The sequence below is a fragment of the Winogradskyella helgolandensis genome, from assembly GCF_013404085.1.
Classification (GTDB): Bacteria; Bacteroidota; Bacteroidia; order Flavobacteriales; family Flavobacteriaceae; genus Winogradskyella; species Winogradskyella helgolandensis.
Window position 1 is genome coordinate 1,595,024 of record NZ_JABFHO010000001.1, and the last position, 15,685, is coordinate 1,610,708.

The following is a 15,685-nucleotide window of genomic DNA, read 5'->3' on the forward strand; positions in this document are numbered from 1 at the left end:
TAAATACTTAGCTTGCATTTATATAGGATATGTTGCGTTTTTCATAGATAATAAACATTCACTAACGACGTAAAGCAAAAAAACAAGATTTAATTATGCGTAATTTTGGGTGTGTTCAGTTGTAATTTGTTTAAATTAGCTTATGCGAAAAATTTTATTTGGTGTCATAATTACCTTGGTTGTTTTATTCACTTTTAAATATTGTGAAGACAAAAAGGAAGACAAAATTGTTATTGAAGAACATAGTGCGTTAATTCAAGAACAAATTAAAAATGTTGGAAAATTAGTGGTTACCGAAGGTCATTTTTCAGAAGTCTTTAGCTATAAGAATTCTAAAGCCATTTTTGGTGATTTAATGTCTGCTGAAAAGAAAGCACTTGTTGTGGTGAATGCAGATGTAACCGTGGCTTATGATTTAGGTAAAATTGAATACAAGATTGATGAGGCTACTAAGACGCTTCAAATTATAAGTATTCCTAAAGAAGAAATTAAAATCAATCCAGATTTTGAATATTATGATGTTCAAGCCGATTACCTAAATCAGTTCGAAGCGAAAGACTACAATAATATAAAGGACACAGTAAAGAAATCACTAATGAAAAAAATTGAAGCGTCCGATTTAAAATCTAACGCGCAGAATCGATTAATAAGTGAACTTTCTAAATTCTTTATCCTAACAAAATCTTTAGGTTGGACATTACAATACAATGAAAGCCCTGTTGAGGATTTAATTCAGTTACAAAATTTAGAAGGCATCTTGGATTAAGTTTAGTACAAGCGAAATTATATCTCTACATTCTTAAAATTAATCCAATTATAAAATTCTTAACAGATAATCAGTCTTGATTTTCTAATATTGGTTTGCAAAATGAAATCAATACTATTTATGAAATTTTTCATAGCATCTATATGCTTACAAATAAGTTTATTCTCCTACTCGCAAGAAACCCTATCAGGAAAGATTCAGAATTACAATAACGGTGAGCCTCTTGCATATGTTAACATCGGAATTAAAAATAAATCTGTTGGAACAGTCTCAAATAAGGATGGAATATTCAAGTTGATTTTAAATGATAATATAACTACAAAAGATACTGTTGTTTTCTCGTTTGTTGGTTTCAAAATCGAAAAATTTTTAATTTCAGAATTGAAAAAAATAAAGGAGCCTATTTTACTTCAAGCTCAAGATTTGGAATTAGACGAAGTCGTTGTAAACTCAAATAAGGTAAAGTTAAAGTCTAAAAAGATTGGAAGAACCTCAAAAGGGCTCGGGTTAATGCACGCTAATTTTTATACGTATTATGAAAAAGATGTGGATGACAGGTTAAGTAAAGAAAGAGGAATGAAATTTAAGATGAGACGGAATTGCCATATCGAGGATTTGAATTTCAATATCACTTCAAATGATTTTAAATCTTTAAAATTTAGAGTTAATTTTTATAAAATTGAAGATGGACTTCCAACGGATTTAATAGTCCACGAGAATATTATATTCGAGATAACAAATAATTCATTAGGTTGGTTTAAAGTCGATTTAGAGCCTTACGATATTTTTTTTAATGAAGAAGTAGAAGAAATTGCTGTTACCATTCAATGGATAGAAAGTGTAAAAACAAACAAAGACAGTAAATATTTTTCAATCTCTACAGCAAGTTCACCATTGCATACGTCCTTTTTTAGAGAAAAAGCAATGGATAATTGGGCTAAAGATGGGCAAAATCTTAGCTTTTATCTAAATGCAATGTGCGAATAGTAACAACCTTTAATACAGAGATTATTCGTGAGGAGTATTAATGCTTTTAGGAAATTAACCCAACTTTCGTTGCAAACTACTTATGCCGCCACCATTTATAGCATCAACACCATTAGACTTCAACATGCTTGAAGCACTTCCAGAACGCATACCACTTGCACAATAAGCGATAACAGGTTTGTTTAATTTTTTAATCTCATTAATTCTATTTCCCAATTCTTGAAGCGGAATATGTTTCGCATTCTTGATATGTCCACCTTGATATTCGCTTTTAGTTCTAACATCTAAAATAATAGCTCCTTTTTCAATATATTCAGCAACGTTATTAGTCGATTTTCCAAATAAAGCATTAAATAATCCCATAGTATATATTTTTTTGTCAAAATTCCGAAAAGCATTAGGAACAAAACGTAACCAAAGTTACATTAATTTGATTTCAACCCAAAAATCTTCTTATTTTAGTACGCTACAATAGCTATGAAACCAGAAACACGTCAACAAGAAATCATAAGAGTAGCAGCCAAACTTTTCAAAGAAAAGGGCTATAGCGCTGTAACTATGCGGGATCTTGCAAAAGCTATGGGTATTAAAGCGGCAAGTCTTTATAACCATATCAATTCTAAGAAAGACATTTTAAATGCCATCATTATTTCTTTAGCAGAAGCGTTTACAAATGGTATGAAAGAAATTAGCATGTCTAACGATTCATGTATTGAGAAACTAAAAAAAATCATAGAATTACACGTTAATATATCAAGTAAAAACAGCTACGGAATGGCATCCCTAAATAATGATTGGATGCATTTAGAAAAACAATTAATCTACTATAAGAAACTGCGTAGCGATTACGAAACTGATTTTAAAACCATTTTAAAAGATGGTATAAATTCAGGTGAAATCATCAATGTAAAACCAGACGTTATGATGTTTTCAATACTCACCACTTTGCGTTCCCTTTACATCTGGATTCCAAAAAAAGAAGATATCAATCTTGAAGAATTAACAGATAGCTTAAGCAATATACTTATAAATGGTATTGCTAAAGACTAATTAAAAAACGCAATGCTTTCACCAGTGATTCAAAAGCATAATATCAAGTTAACAAAATCTTTAGAATAAATTTTATAACTTTGTCAAGTAAACTAACAAGTGTTAGTTTGAGTTATTTTCTAAGGTTTATAAAACCTAATAGGTGTAACATATTGGTAAACTAAAAGATACCACGCTCAACGTGTGGCACGAGATGGCAGAATTTTACAAATTAAAAGTTTTAGACCTATATAAGGAAACCGAAGACACTTCGTTAATCACCTTTGACGTTCCTTTAGAATTACACGATGCTTTCAAGTTTCGTCAAGGTCAGCATTTAACATTAAAAGCAGATTTAAATGGTGAAGACGTTCGTCGTTCCTATTCGTTATGTTCAAGTCCAAATGATAAGCAATGGAAAGTTGCTGTAAAGTTAATTCCAGGAGGAAAATTTTCCACCTTTATAAATGAAGAATTAAAAGCTGGAGACCAATTAGAAGTGATGTCTCCGAGCGGAACGTTTGGTGTAGAGGTCAATGCAGAAAAACCTAAAAACTATTTGTTTTTCGCTGCAGGAAGCGGAATAACACCTGTTCTGTCTATGGTTAAAGCACATTTGCAAGCCGAGCCAAATTCAACCTGTAAATTATTTTATGTCAATAAAACCGCAAAATCTATTATCTTTAAAGAAGAACTAGAGCAATTGCGAAACAAATATTTTGGACGGTTAGAAATTTATTATTTCTTAACCAAAGAACGTAGAGATATTGAGTTGTTTAATGGACGTTTCGATGATGAAAAAATGAAAGTTTTAACCAAGACCTTCATCGATATTCCAGATACAAGTGAAGTATTTCTCTGTGGCCCAGAGAAAATGGTCAATTATGTCAGTGAATATTTAATTAATGCAGGATTGCCGAAAGAATTGATACATTTTGAATTGTTTGTAAAAGGACTTTCAGACGAAGATATCAAACGTGCAGAACGCTTAGCGCAACAAAATGTAGAAGGGACTGAAGTCGTTATTGTAGATGGAGGGAAAGAATTCGCTTTTACCATGACTAAAGAATACGATAATATCCTCGATGCAGCCTTAGGCGCAGGTGCTGATTTGCCTTTCGCGTGTAAAGGAGGAGTTTGTAGCACTTGTAAATGTAAAGTTATAGATGGTGCTGTTGAAATGAAAATAAATTACGCATTAAGCGATAAAGAAGTCTCACAAAACCTAGTCTTAAGCTGCCAAGCAGTACCAACAACAGAAAAAGTAATTGTAGATTTCGATGTTTAATAAAACCCTTTGCAAAAAGGGATTTCTATAATTTGACATTCCTGCGTAGGCAGATAAACCTATGGGTTCAGCGAAGCTAATCCACTATAAACTAATAACTATTCACTAATAACTAAATCATGAGTGAAGAACAAATAAAAAATCTAGAAGCACAGTTCGAGGCTCGTATCGCAAGAGACGAAAAAATCGAACCCAAAGACTGGATGCCAGAAAAATATCGTAAAACGCATATTAGGCAAATGTCACAACATGCACATTCCGAAATTGTAGGTATGCTTCCCGAAGGTAATTGGATAACGCGTGCACCTTCATTACGAAGAAAAGTAGCACTTTTAGCAAAAGTACAAGATGAAGCAGGTCACGGATTATATTTATATTCTGCCTGCGAAACCTTAGGAATTTCACGAGATGAATTATACGAGCAATTACACTCAGGTAAAGCAAAATATTCATCCATTTTTAACTACCCAACAGTGACTTGGGCAGATATGGGAGCTATTGGTTGGTTAGTAGATGGAGCAGCAATTATCAATCAAGTGCCATTGTGTAATACCTCTTTCGGACCTTATGCAAGAGCCATGGTTCGCGTGTGTAAGGAAGAAAGTTTCCATCAACGTCAAGGGTATGAAATCATGATAAAATTGGCAAACGGAACACCTGAGCAAAAGGACATGGCCCAAGATGCTTTAAATCGTTGGTGGTGGCCAAGCTTAATGATGTTAGGTCCAACTGATGCAGAATCTATTCACACAGAACAATCCATGAAATGGAAATTAAAACGTAAGTCTAACGATGATTTGCGTCAGCAATTTATAGATCAAACGGTACCTCAAGCCGACTTAATCGGACTCACCATTCCTGATCCGGATTTAAAATGGAACGAAGAAAAAGGAAGTTACGATTTCGGAGAAATCGATTGGGACGAATTTTGGCAAGTCGTTAAAGGTCATGGACCAATGAATAAAGAACGTATGAAAGCTAGAGTTGGTGCATGGGAAGAAGGAGAATGGGTTCGTGATGCTGCAATGGCTTATGCTGAAAAGAAACAAGCAAGAAAACAAAAACAAGCAATTTAATTATCCTGTCAGGTTTTAAATACCTGACAGGTATAAATAACTAAAGTTTAATTAATAAGATACCTGCTTTCGCAGGCATTAAGAATTATGTCTGATAAAAAAAACTGGCCACTTTGGGAAGTCTTCGTAAGAAGTAAAAACGGATTAGAACATCGTCACTGCGGAAGTTTACATGCAGCAGATGAAGAAATGGCATTAGAAAATGCACGTGATGTATACACTCGAAGAAGTGAAGGTGTAAGCATTTGGGTCGTAGAATCTAAAAATATTACAGCATCAAATCCAGAGCATAATGGCGAAATGTTTGAGCCTGCTCAAGATAAAGTCTATCGTCATCCAACATTTTACGATTTACCGGACGAGGTAAAACATATGTAATTTGAGCAAAGCTCAAATTACAATTCCCACGAAAGTGGGAAATTCATCAATTGAACCTAAATGTTATTCTGAGCAAAGCGAAGAATTTCAATAAAGAAATAATAAATGTTTAATTAAAAAGATTCCCATTTCCGTGGGAAGTAAACATGAAAAACGAAAACCTATACAATTATATCTTAGGCATCGCAGACAATAGTTTAATTCTCGGTCAAAGACTAGGAGAATTAACAGGTCATGGTCCAAGTTTAGAAACAGATATTGCTTGTACTAATATCTCATTAGATTTATTTGGGCAAGTAAGAAGCTATTTTCAGTATGCGGCAAAAATTGCTGGTGACGATAGAACAGAAGACGATATCGCCATGCTACGTAAAGAGCGCGAATATAAAAACGTATTGTTGGTAGAACAGCCAAATACAAATTTTGCCTACGCTATAGCGCGTCAATTTTTATTCGATGTGTACCATTTAGCATTTCTTGCGGAACTTCAAAAAAGTAAAGACTTAACACTATCTGCAATTGCCAATAAATGTATTAAAGAAGTGAGTTATCACGAACGTTTTTCTTCAGATTGGGTAAAGCGATTAGGTGATGGTACAGAAGAAAGTAAAGCGAAAATGCAAGATGCTATTGATGGTTTATGGACCTATACTGATGAGTTATTTCATCAAACCGAAGCAGATAAAGCAATGGTTGCAGAAGGAATTGGTGTTGATGTAACAAAACTTAAAGAGACCTATTATAAAAAGGTAAATGAAATTTTAGAAGAAGCAACACTCGAAATCCCGGAATCAAAATGGTTTCAAAAAGGTGGAAAAGAAGGCATTCACACCGAACATTTAGGGTATTTATTAGCAGAGCTTCAATATATGCAACGTGCGTATCCTAATATGGAATGGTAACACAAATTCCTGCGAAGGCAGATGAACCTTTAGGTTTAACGAAGCTAATCTCATAAATTAAAACAAAATGTCACTTCGAGTGATTCCGATTTTTTTATCGGAATTGTATCGAGAAGCAATAAAATAAGATTCCCGTTTTCACGGGAAATGAATATGACAACAACAGAACAAAATATAGACGAAGTCTTAATTCCAATTCTGGAAAAAGTTTCCGATCCTGAAATCCCAGTATTATCAATCATGGATATGGGAGTGATACGTTCTGCTGTTATAGAAAATAAAATCGTTAAAGTCGAAATCACACCAACCTATAGTGGTTGTCCAGCAATGGATGTGATTGGAGATGATATAAAATCAGCATTAAAAGCCGCAGGATACGAGTCTAAAATAGAGTTGATATTACATCCTGCTTGGACCACCGATTGGATTACACCAAGAGGAAGAAAAGCATTAGAAGATTACGGAATCGCAGCACCTTTAAGCGCAGAAGCAGATAAAGAGGTTTTACTAAACGGAAAACGATTAGTAAAATGTACCAATTGCGGTTCACAAAACACAAGATTAGTAAGTCAGTTTGGTTCCACAGCATGCAAAGCACAGTTTCAATGTGATAATTGCCTAGAGCCATTTGATTATTTTAAATGTTTAAAATAATTTGTCATTCCTGCGAAGGCAGGAATCCACAATAAAAGAAAAATATGAGCAAAAGCATCCAACTAACAATAGAAAACAAAATAGCAACCATCACGCTAAATAGACCTGAAGTTTTTAATAGTTTTAATCGTGAAATGGCTTTAAGTTTACAAAGTATTTTAGATGATTGTGAAACCAATTCTGAAGTTAGAGCCATTGTTTTAACAGGAAACGGAAAAGCATTCTGTGCAGGTCAAGATTTAAAAGAAGTTACAGATCCGGATTTAAACCCAGGATTCAAAAAAATATTAGAAGAGCATTATAACCCAATCATCACTAGAATACGTTCCATTAAAAAACCAATAATTGGAGCCATAAATGGAGTGGCTGCAGGAGCTGGAGCAAACATAGCCTTAGCTTGTGATATTGTGGTCGCTCATGAAAAAGTGAGTTTTATTCAAGCCTTTAGTTTAATAGGTTTGGTGCCAGACAGCGCAGGAACGTTCTTTTTACCAAGATTAATAGGTTTTCAAAAAGCATTAGCATTAGCGATGCTAGGCGATAAAATTGGAGCTGAGGAAGCTGAAAAAATGGGCATGATTTATAAATGTGTTCCAACAGAAGAATTTGAAGAAACGATTGATAAACTAGCTTTGAAACTAGCAAACATGCCTACAAAAGCATTGGGTATGATTAAAGAATTGTTCAATAAATCGATGACGAATGATTTAGAATCGCAATTAGCTTTAGAATCTAAATTACAAATTGAAGCGGCACAAAGCGAAGATTACAAAGAAGGAGTGGCTGCATTTATAGAAAAACGTCAACCAAATTTTAAAGGAAACTAAAGTTTTATCATTCCTGCGAAGGCAGGAATCTATTATAGGATGAATAAACAAACTCTCATAGAAGCGCACAACCGGATAAAACCATTTATTCACAAAACACCAATGCTAACCTCAGAATTGCTAAATAAAGAAGCAGGCTGTAACCTGTTTTTCAAATGTGAGAACTTTCAAAAAATGGGAGCCTTTAAGATGCGAGGAGCTGCAAATGCCATCCTTTCACTTTCCAAAAAAGAAAGAGAACGCGGAGTGGTGACACATTCGTCTGGTAATTTTGCCCAAGCCGTTTCGTTGGCAGCTAAAAAATTAGGAGTTAAGGCTTATATTGTAATGCCAGAAAATGCACCTCAAGTAAAAAAAGATGGTGTTAAAACGTATGATGGAGAAATTATAGAATGTGAATCGACACCTCAAGCAAGAGAAGCAACAGCTAATAAGATAAAAGAAGAAAAAGGTGCAACTTTTTTACATCCATCAAATCAAGATGAGGTGATTTACGGAAATAGTACAGCAGCAATTGAGTTTTTAGAAGAACAGCCAGATTTGGATGTTATTTTAACACCAGTCGGTGGAGGAGGTCTTATTGCAGGCACAGCTTTGGCAGCATATTATTTTTCAACTAACTGTAAAGTGATTGGTGGAGAACCCTTGGAGGCAGATGACGCATATCGTTCATTAATTTCTGGTAAAATAGAAACGAATGAGAGTTTTGATACAGTAGCAGATGGGTTAAGAACACATTTAGGGGATCGTAATTTCCCTATTATTCAAAAGTATGTAGATAAGATTATTCGTGTTGAAGAAGGTGAAATTATAAATGCCATGCAATTAATTTGGGAACGAATGAAGATTATAGTAGAACCATCAAGTGCAGTAGCTTTTGCAGCTGTATTAAAAAATAAAGAAGAATTTGCAAATAAAAACATCGGGATTATTATTTCTGGTGGTAATGTAGATGTAAAAAATCTACCGTTTGGTTGATTTGTTAACCTGAACTGGTTTCAGTATCTCATAAAAAAAAGAAACAGTTTTGTCATTCCTGCGTAGGCAGGAATCCACAATAAAAGTAAAAAAAATGAAAATAGGAATTATAGGTTCAGGAACCATGGGAAGCGGCATCGCACAAGTAGCAGCAACTTCTGGTTGTCAAGTAAAATTGTACGACACCAATCAAGGAGCTTTAGATAAAGCAAAAGCTTCATTAGAAAAAATATTAGCACGTTTAATTGAAAAAGGAAGAATTGATTCGGATGAAAAAAACAGAATTCAATCCAACATTTCTTATGTAAATACAATAAAAGATTTAGCAGATTCTAATCTAACTATCGAAGCGATTATCGAAAATCTGGATATCAAGAAAAAAGTATTTTCAGAATTAGAAAATTATGTTTCAGACGATTGTATTATCGCATCAAACACTTCTAGTTTGTCAATAGCATCTATTGCGGCTTCATTACAAAAACCAGAGCGTTGTGTAGGTATTCATTTTTTCAATCCAGCACCTTTAATGAAATTGGTTGAGGTTATTCCTGCTATTCAAACATCAAATGAGGTTCTAGAAAAAGCCATACAAACCATTAAAGATTGGAAGAAAGTAGTCGCAGTCGCTAAAGACACACCAGGTTTTATAGTCAATAGAGTCGCAAGACCTTTTTACGGAGAAGCTTTACGTATTTATGAAGAAGGATTAGCAGACTTTGCGACGATCGATCATAGTTTAAAATCTTTAGGTGATTTCAGAATGGGGCCATTTGAATTAATGGATTTCATAGGAAACGATGTCAATTACACAGTAACCGAAACCGTTTTTACAGCATTCTATTTCGATCCAAGATATAAGCCATCATTAACCCAAAAACGATTTTCAGAAGCAGGTTATTTAGGACGAAAATCAGGAAAAGGTTATTATAATTACGATCAAAATGGAAAAATTATTAACACTAATCATACAAATGCAAGGACTTTTGAAACCTATGAAGAGGAAGAGACTTTAAAAAATCAAATTTTTGATCGTGTCTTAGTCATGCTCATCAACGAAGCCGTAGATGCCTTGTTTTTAAATATCGCATCAGCTGAAGACATCGATAATGCCATGACCAAAGGGGTTAATTATCCAAATGGATTATTGGCTTGGGCAGACGAAAAAGGAATCGATTGGTGCGTGCAAAAAATGGATGAATTATATAACGAATATCACGAAGATAGATACCGTTGTAGTCCGTTATTACGCAACATGAATAAAGAAAATAAAACGTTTTTTTAATATAACGTCAGTTCGAGTGAAATTGTTTTTTCTGCAATTTTATATCGAGAACAAGTGAGGCTTCTCGATACAATTCCGAGGAAAAATCGGAATCACTCGAAGTGACGAAAGAATAAATATGAAACCAGAGCAAATTCCACATAAAATGCTATCCCAAGACGCCTACAGCACGTGGCTAGGAATAGAAATTCTAGAATGTGAAATCGGACGATGCAAAGTAGCGTTGACCATTAGAAAGGAAATGCTAAACAGCATGAACAAAGCACATGGTGGTATCAGTTATTCATTAGCAGATACAGCTTTCGGTTTTGCTGCAAATACACATGGTAAATATGCCGTTTCTATCGAAACAAGCATTAATCATATTGAAGCCTTAAACGAAGGTGATTATATTGTCGCAGAATCTGTAATAGAATCTGTAAAAAACAGATTAGGATTTAATATTATTGAAGTAAAACGAGGAGAAGAATTAGTAGCACTTTTTAAAGGTGTCGTTTATAGAACTCAAAAAGATTGGGAATAAAATAGTAAAAATATAAAATTATGAAATGGAAAGGTAGACGACAAAGCGGGAATCTTGAAGACCAACGCGGCATGGGAACTAAAGGTAAAGTTGCAGCTGGTGGTGGAGTTATTGCCGTAGTTGTAATTTTATTGCAACTTTTTGGAGGTGAAACTGGTCAGCAAATAGCACCAATCATAGAGCAGGTAGCTAATAGTCAAACCACTCAGCAAGTAGAACAAAGAGATTTAACCAGCGAAGAGCTTGAAATGGGCGATTTTATGGCAACTGTTTTGGCCGACACCGAAGATGTGTGGAACCAAATATTTAGAGACTACAATCTAGGGGATTATAAAGAACCAAAAATGGTATTATTCACAGATGCGGTTTCTACAGCTTGCGGTAGTGCAACTTCAGCTTCTGGACCTTTTTACTGTCCTGGCGATCAAAAATTATATATGGATTTAGCTTTTTTTGACGAACTAAAAACACGTTTTGGAGCAAAAGGTGGCGATTTTGCAATAGCTTACGTCACAGCACACGAGGTTGGTCATCATATCCAAACACTTTTAGGAACTTCAAACAAAGTAAGACAATTACAAAGTCAAACAAATCAAGTAGGAGCAAATAAATTGTCTGTTGCACAAGAATTACAAGCCGATTTTTACGCAGGAGTTTGGGCACATCACAATAAAAAATATTTACAAGCAGGAGATATTGAGGAAGCCATAAGCGCTGCCAATGCTGTTGGTGACGATGCTATACAAAAACGATCTAGAGGAAGTGTAAACTCTGATAGTTTTACCCACGGCACATCGCAACAACGTATGGAGTGGTTTATGAAAGGCTACAACACAGGCGATATTAGAAATGGAGATACATTTTCTGCACTTTTAGATTAACCAATTCCTGCTAAAACAAGACAATCTATTGTTTATAACAATTTGTCATTCCTGCGAAGGCGGGAATCCACAATAAATAAAAATATTAATTAGAAATAGAAGTTTCAATTTTCGACTTCAATTTCAATTTCAAATTCAAGAATGGAAGCATACATAATAGACGGAATTAGAACACCAATAGGAAACTATAAAGGGACTTTATCTGCTGTTCGTACAGACGATTTAGCAGCTTTAGTAATTTCAGAAATCGTAAAACGTAATCCAAACATCCCAAAAGAAGCATACGACGATGTTATTATGGGTTGTGCCAACCAAGCAGGAGAAGACAATCGTAATGTTGCACGTATGGCTTCGCTTTTAGCAGGATTACCATATACTGTTCCTGGAGAAACTGTAAACCGATTATGTAGTTCTGGTCTATCCGCAATCATTCACGCTAATCGTGCCATAAAAACAGGTGATGGAGACGTGTTTATTTCTGGTGGAGTCGAGAACATGACACGTGGACCCTACGTCATGGCAAAACCATCATCCGCATTTGGAGGCGATTCTAAACTATACGATTCTACTTTCGGATGGAGATTTGTAAACCCGAAAATGCACGAAATGTATGGCACAGATGGCATGGGAATGACGGCAGAAAACTTAGTAGAAAAATATAATATATCTCGCGAAGACCAAGATACCTTCGCACTTTGGAGTCAGCAGAAAGCAACCAAAGCACAAGAAAACGGACGCTTAGCAAAAGAAATCGTAACGGTAGAAATTCCGCAACGTAAAAAAGATCCTATTCAATTTTCAAAAGATGAATTTGTAAAACCAACAACCTCTTTAGCAATTTTAGGAAAATTAAGACCAGCCTTTAAAAAAGAAGGTGGAAGCGTAACTGCTGGAAACTCTTCTGGATTAAACGATGGAGCAGCAGCAACCATTATTGCGAGTGAAGATGCAGTAAAAAAGTACAATCTCAAACCAATAGCACGAATAGTAAGTTCGGCAGTTGTTGGTGTAGAGCCAAGAATTATGGGAATTGGTCCAGTTCAAGCCTCAAATAAAGCATTGGCAAAAGCAGGTTTAACAATGGAAGATATGGATATCATCGAGCTTAATGAAGCATTCGCAGCACAAGCCTTGGCTTGTACTCGTGCTTGGGGATTAGCAGATGATGATCCAAGACTAAACCCAAATGGAGGCGCTATTGCTATAGGTCATCCGCTTGGCGTTACAGGAGCAAGAGTTGCGTATTCTGCGGCACTTGAATTAAATGAAACCAACAAACGTTACGCTTTGGTGACAATGTGTATAGGAGTTGGTCAAGGGTATGCAGCAATAATTGAAAATGTGAATGTGTAATATAGTTTGGGCGTTACCACAAGGGTCGCGCTTTCACTACTCGCTCTTTTTGAGAAAAACAAAAAGGAGCTCAAACAAACCGTTCAATCGCTAACGCACCTATCAGTGAAGATTAGTGATTAATTAAAGTTTTGTCATTCCTGCGGAGTCAGGAATCCACTATAAAGTAAAAATGATGAATAAAATACAGCATTACGTTCAAGGACAATGGACAACAGGTAAAGAAGAAGGAACACCAATCTTAGACGCTGTAACTGGCGAAGCCTTTACAAGCATTGCTATCGAAGGTTTAGATGTTCCTGAAATTCTTAACTACGGTAGAACAAAAGGAGGAGAGGTTCTTCGAAAAATGACATTCCAAGAACGTGGAAACATGCTTAAAAGTTTAGCTTTATATCTTACCAAAAGAAAAAATGCATTTTACGAATTAAGTTACAGAACAGGAGCAACCAAAGTAGATAGTTGGATCGACATCGAAGGTGGTTTCGGAAACCTATTCGCCAATGCTTCTCTAAGAAAACTTTTTCCAAATCAGCCATATCACGTAGAAGGAGATGCTATCGATTTATCTCGTGGCGGACGCTTTATGGCACATCATATTATGGTGCCCAAAAAAGGAGTTGCAGTGCATATTAATGCATTCAATTTCCCTGTTTGGGGAATGTTAGAAAAGTGCGCAGTAAACTGGATGGCTGGAGTGCCAGCAGTAGTTTTACCAGCACCTTCATCTTCTTATTTAGCTGAAGCTGTAGCAAAAGAAATAATAGCATCCGGTATTTTACCAGAAGGCGCACTACAAATTATAAACGGAACCGTAAAAACTATTTTAGATACGGTAGAATCTCAAGATGTAGTAACCTTTACAGGTTCAGCAAAAGTAGGACGCTTATTAAAAGCGCATCCACAATTAATACAAGAATCTGTACCATTTACAATGGAAGCCGATTCTTTAAACGCATCCATCTTAGGAGAAGATGCCGTTCCAGGAACACCAGAATTCGACTTGTTTATCAAAGAAGTTAGAAAGGAAATGACGGTTAAAGCAGGACAAAAATGTACTGCAATACGTAGAATTATTGTTCCGCAAAATTTAGTGGAAGATGTGCAATCTGCCTTGTCAAAAGCATTAGATAAAGTAACTATTGGAGATCCAAGACTTAAAGAAGTTCGAATGGGATCTTTAGTAAGTCATCAACAAGTGCAAGCAGTCAGAGATTCTGTAAATGATTTATCCAAAGAAGCACAAATTGTTTATGGCAGTTTAGATGAAATAAACACCACTGGAGCAGATGCTAAAAAAGGCGCTTTTATTAGTCCAATTTTATTACGTTCTGATCATCCTTTTGAAAATACAATCATTCACGAACGTGAAGCATTTGGTCCAGTAAGTACCATAATGCCTTATAAAAATTTAGATGAAGCCATTACTTTGGCACAAATGGGTAAAGGATCTTTGGTGTCTTCAATTGCCACAAATGACGATAAGATAGCAAAAGAGTATGTGATAAATGCAGCATCTCATCATGGTCGTATAATGGTGGTTAATCGTGATATGGCTAAAGAAAGTACTGGTCATGGTTCACCATTACCATATTTAGTTCATGGTGGTCCAGGACGTGCTGGAGGAGGAGAAGAAATGGGAGGCATGCGTGGTATAAAACATTATTTGCAACGTACTGCCATTCAAGGTTCGCCAACCACTATTACTGAGATTACGGGTATTTACCAGCAAAACGCGAAATATAAGGAAGCAGAACAACATCCATTTAAATACCATTGGGAAGACATCCAACCAGGAATGTCTATGAAAACCCATAACAGAACATTTACAGATACAGACATCATAAATTTTTCAAATCTAACTTGGGATCATTTCTATGCGCATACAGATATTACATCTTTAGACGGAAGTATTTTTGAACAAAGAACTGCACATGGTTATTTTATTATTTCAGCTGCAGCAGGATTATTTGTATATCCAAATAAAGGACCAGTTTCAGCAAATTACGGATTAGAAGAATGTAGATTTTTACGTCCATTATATCACAACGATACGATTTATGTAAGACTTACATGTAAGCAAAAAGTAGATAGAGATGTCGCTTCAGCGGAACATCCAAGCGGAATTGTAAAATGGTATGCCGAAATTTTTGATGCTAATACCGATGAGAAAGTAGCATTCGCAACAGTTTTAACGATGGTTCAGAAAAAGCAAGAAGTTTTAACTGAAATGACCGAGGATAAAATTAACGAATGTCTTTATGCATTAAAAGATGATGCAAAACCTAAATGGGGAATTATGACACCTCAGCATATGATTGAGCATTTAGAATACACTTATAAAATTGCTTCTGGAGAAATTCAAGATTTTGAAATAGCAACACCAGAAAAAATTCTAGAGAAAGTACATAATAGTTTATGGAATTATGATAAATTCCCAAAGAACTCTCAATTTCCTCAGTTAGAAAAAGACACTTTAGATACATTAAAGCATTCCGATTTAGCTACAGCTATTGAAAAGTTTAAAGCACAAAGAGAAAAGTATTTAGCGTATTTTAAAGAAAATCCTGAGGCTAAATTAAAGAATTTAGTATTCGGAGAATTGAATAAATACGAATCGTATTTGTTAGAAAGAAAACATTTAAATCATCATTTTGAACAATTTGGATTACTATAATTATTAATAGAAAGTCACTGCGCACGTGTTGCGCAGTCGCATTAATGTTAACGGAAAACTTTAATGCATTCGCTTAAATTGAAA

Annotated in this window: 16 protein-coding genes; 15 read left to right on the top strand and 1 reads right to left on the bottom strand. The window is 35.1% G+C overall.

Annotation, left to right across the window (positions count from 1 at the left end):
• Positions 1 to 142: 142 nt before the first annotated feature.
• On the top strand, positions 143 to 766 hold the full coding sequence (locus HM992_RS06515) for a DUF4230 domain-containing protein (protein WP_178985822.1): 624 nt from the start codon (positions 143 to 145) through the stop codon (positions 764 to 766).
• Positions 767 to 886: 120 nt separating this feature from the next.
• A complete protein-coding gene (locus HM992_RS06520) occupies positions 887 to 1,753 on the top strand; it encodes a carboxypeptidase-like regulatory domain-containing protein (RefSeq protein ID WP_179319119.1) in 867 nt (288 codons plus the stop codon).
• A 54-nt stretch (positions 1,754 to 1,807) separates the two neighbouring features.
• Here HM992_RS06520 and HM992_RS06525 read toward each other — a convergent pair whose 3' ends face one another.
• On the bottom strand, positions 1,808 to 2,116 hold the full coding sequence (locus HM992_RS06525) for a rhodanese-like domain-containing protein (RefSeq protein WP_179319120.1): 309 nt from the start codon (positions 2,114 to 2,116) through the stop codon (positions 1,808 to 1,810).
• A 114-nt stretch (positions 2,117 to 2,230) separates the two neighbouring features.
• Between HM992_RS06525 and HM992_RS06530 the strand changes: the two genes are divergently transcribed.
• The 13 genes from HM992_RS06530 (at position 2,231) to paaZ (ending at position 15,601) form a co-directional block, all read left to right on the top strand.
• On the top strand, positions 2,231 to 2,803 hold the full coding sequence (locus tag HM992_RS06530; protein WP_179319121.1) for a TetR/AcrR family transcriptional regulator: 573 nt from the start codon (positions 2,231 to 2,233) through the stop codon (positions 2,801 to 2,803).
• Between the two features lie 193 nt (positions 2,804 to 2,996).
• A complete protein-coding gene (locus HM992_RS06535; protein WP_179319122.1) occupies positions 2,997 to 4,070 on the top strand; it encodes a 2Fe-2S iron-sulfur cluster-binding protein in 1,074 nt (357 codons plus the stop codon).
• Between the two features lie 119 nt (positions 4,071 to 4,189).
• Entirely contained in the window at positions 4,190 to 5,146 is a 957-nt protein-coding gene (gene paaA / locus HM992_RS06540) for a 1,2-phenylacetyl-CoA epoxidase subunit PaaA (RefSeq protein ID WP_179319123.1), read from the top strand.
• Positions 5,147 to 5,233: 87 nt separating this feature from the next.
• The gene (gene paaB, locus HM992_RS06545) at positions 5,234 to 5,524 is read left to right on the top strand and encodes a 1,2-phenylacetyl-CoA epoxidase subunit PaaB (protein ID WP_179319124.1); all 291 of its coding nucleotides are present in this window, start codon (positions 5,234 to 5,236) and stop codon (positions 5,522 to 5,524) included.
• Between the two features lie 146 nt (positions 5,525 to 5,670).
• Positions 5,671 to 6,426, top strand: coding sequence for a 1,2-phenylacetyl-CoA epoxidase subunit PaaC (gene paaC / locus HM992_RS06550; protein ID WP_179319125.1), 756 nt, complete (start codon positions 5,671 to 5,673; stop codon positions 6,424 to 6,426).
• A 153-nt stretch (positions 6,427 to 6,579) separates the two neighbouring features.
• Positions 6,580 to 7,080, top strand: a complete 501-nt coding sequence (gene paaD, locus HM992_RS06555; protein ID WP_179319126.1) for a 1,2-phenylacetyl-CoA epoxidase subunit PaaD — start codon at positions 6,580 to 6,582, stop codon at positions 7,078 to 7,080.
• Between the two features lie 44 nt (positions 7,081 to 7,124).
• A complete protein-coding gene (locus HM992_RS06560) occupies positions 7,125 to 7,907 on the top strand; it encodes an enoyl-CoA hydratase-related protein (protein WP_179319127.1) in 783 nt (260 codons plus the stop codon).
• Positions 7,908 to 7,946: 39 nt separating this feature from the next.
• Complete coding sequence (locus tag HM992_RS06565) at positions 7,947 to 8,885, top strand: pyridoxal-phosphate dependent enzyme (protein WP_179319128.1); 939 nt, start codon at positions 7,947 to 7,949, stop codon at positions 8,883 to 8,885.
• Between the two features lie 94 nt (positions 8,886 to 8,979).
• Positions 8,980 to 10,167, top strand: coding sequence for a 3-hydroxyacyl-CoA dehydrogenase NAD-binding domain-containing protein (locus tag HM992_RS06570; RefSeq protein WP_179319129.1), 1,188 nt, complete (start codon positions 8,980 to 8,982; stop codon positions 10,165 to 10,167).
• Between the two features lie 118 nt (positions 10,168 to 10,285).
• Entirely contained in the window at positions 10,286 to 10,690 is a 405-nt protein-coding gene (locus HM992_RS06575) for a hotdog fold thioesterase (RefSeq protein WP_179319130.1), read from the top strand.
• A 20-nt stretch (positions 10,691 to 10,710) separates the two neighbouring features.
• A complete protein-coding gene (gene ypfJ / locus HM992_RS06580; protein WP_178985809.1) occupies positions 10,711 to 11,571 on the top strand; it encodes a KPN_02809 family neutral zinc metallopeptidase in 861 nt (286 codons plus the stop codon).
• 141 nt (positions 11,572 to 11,712) lie between these two features.
• Positions 11,713 to 12,924 carry a 3-oxoadipyl-CoA thiolase gene (gene pcaF / locus HM992_RS06585; RefSeq protein ID WP_178985808.1) on the top strand — a complete coding sequence of 404 codons (1,212 nt, stop codon included), beginning with the start codon at positions 11,713 to 11,715 and terminating at the stop codon, positions 12,922 to 12,924.
• Between the two features lie 175 nt (positions 12,925 to 13,099).
• The gene (gene paaZ, locus HM992_RS06590) at positions 13,100 to 15,601 is read left to right on the top strand and encodes a phenylacetic acid degradation bifunctional protein PaaZ (protein WP_179321045.1); all 2,502 of its coding nucleotides are present in this window, start codon (positions 13,100 to 13,102) and stop codon (positions 15,599 to 15,601) included.
• Positions 15,602 to 15,685 lie beyond the last annotated feature (84 nt).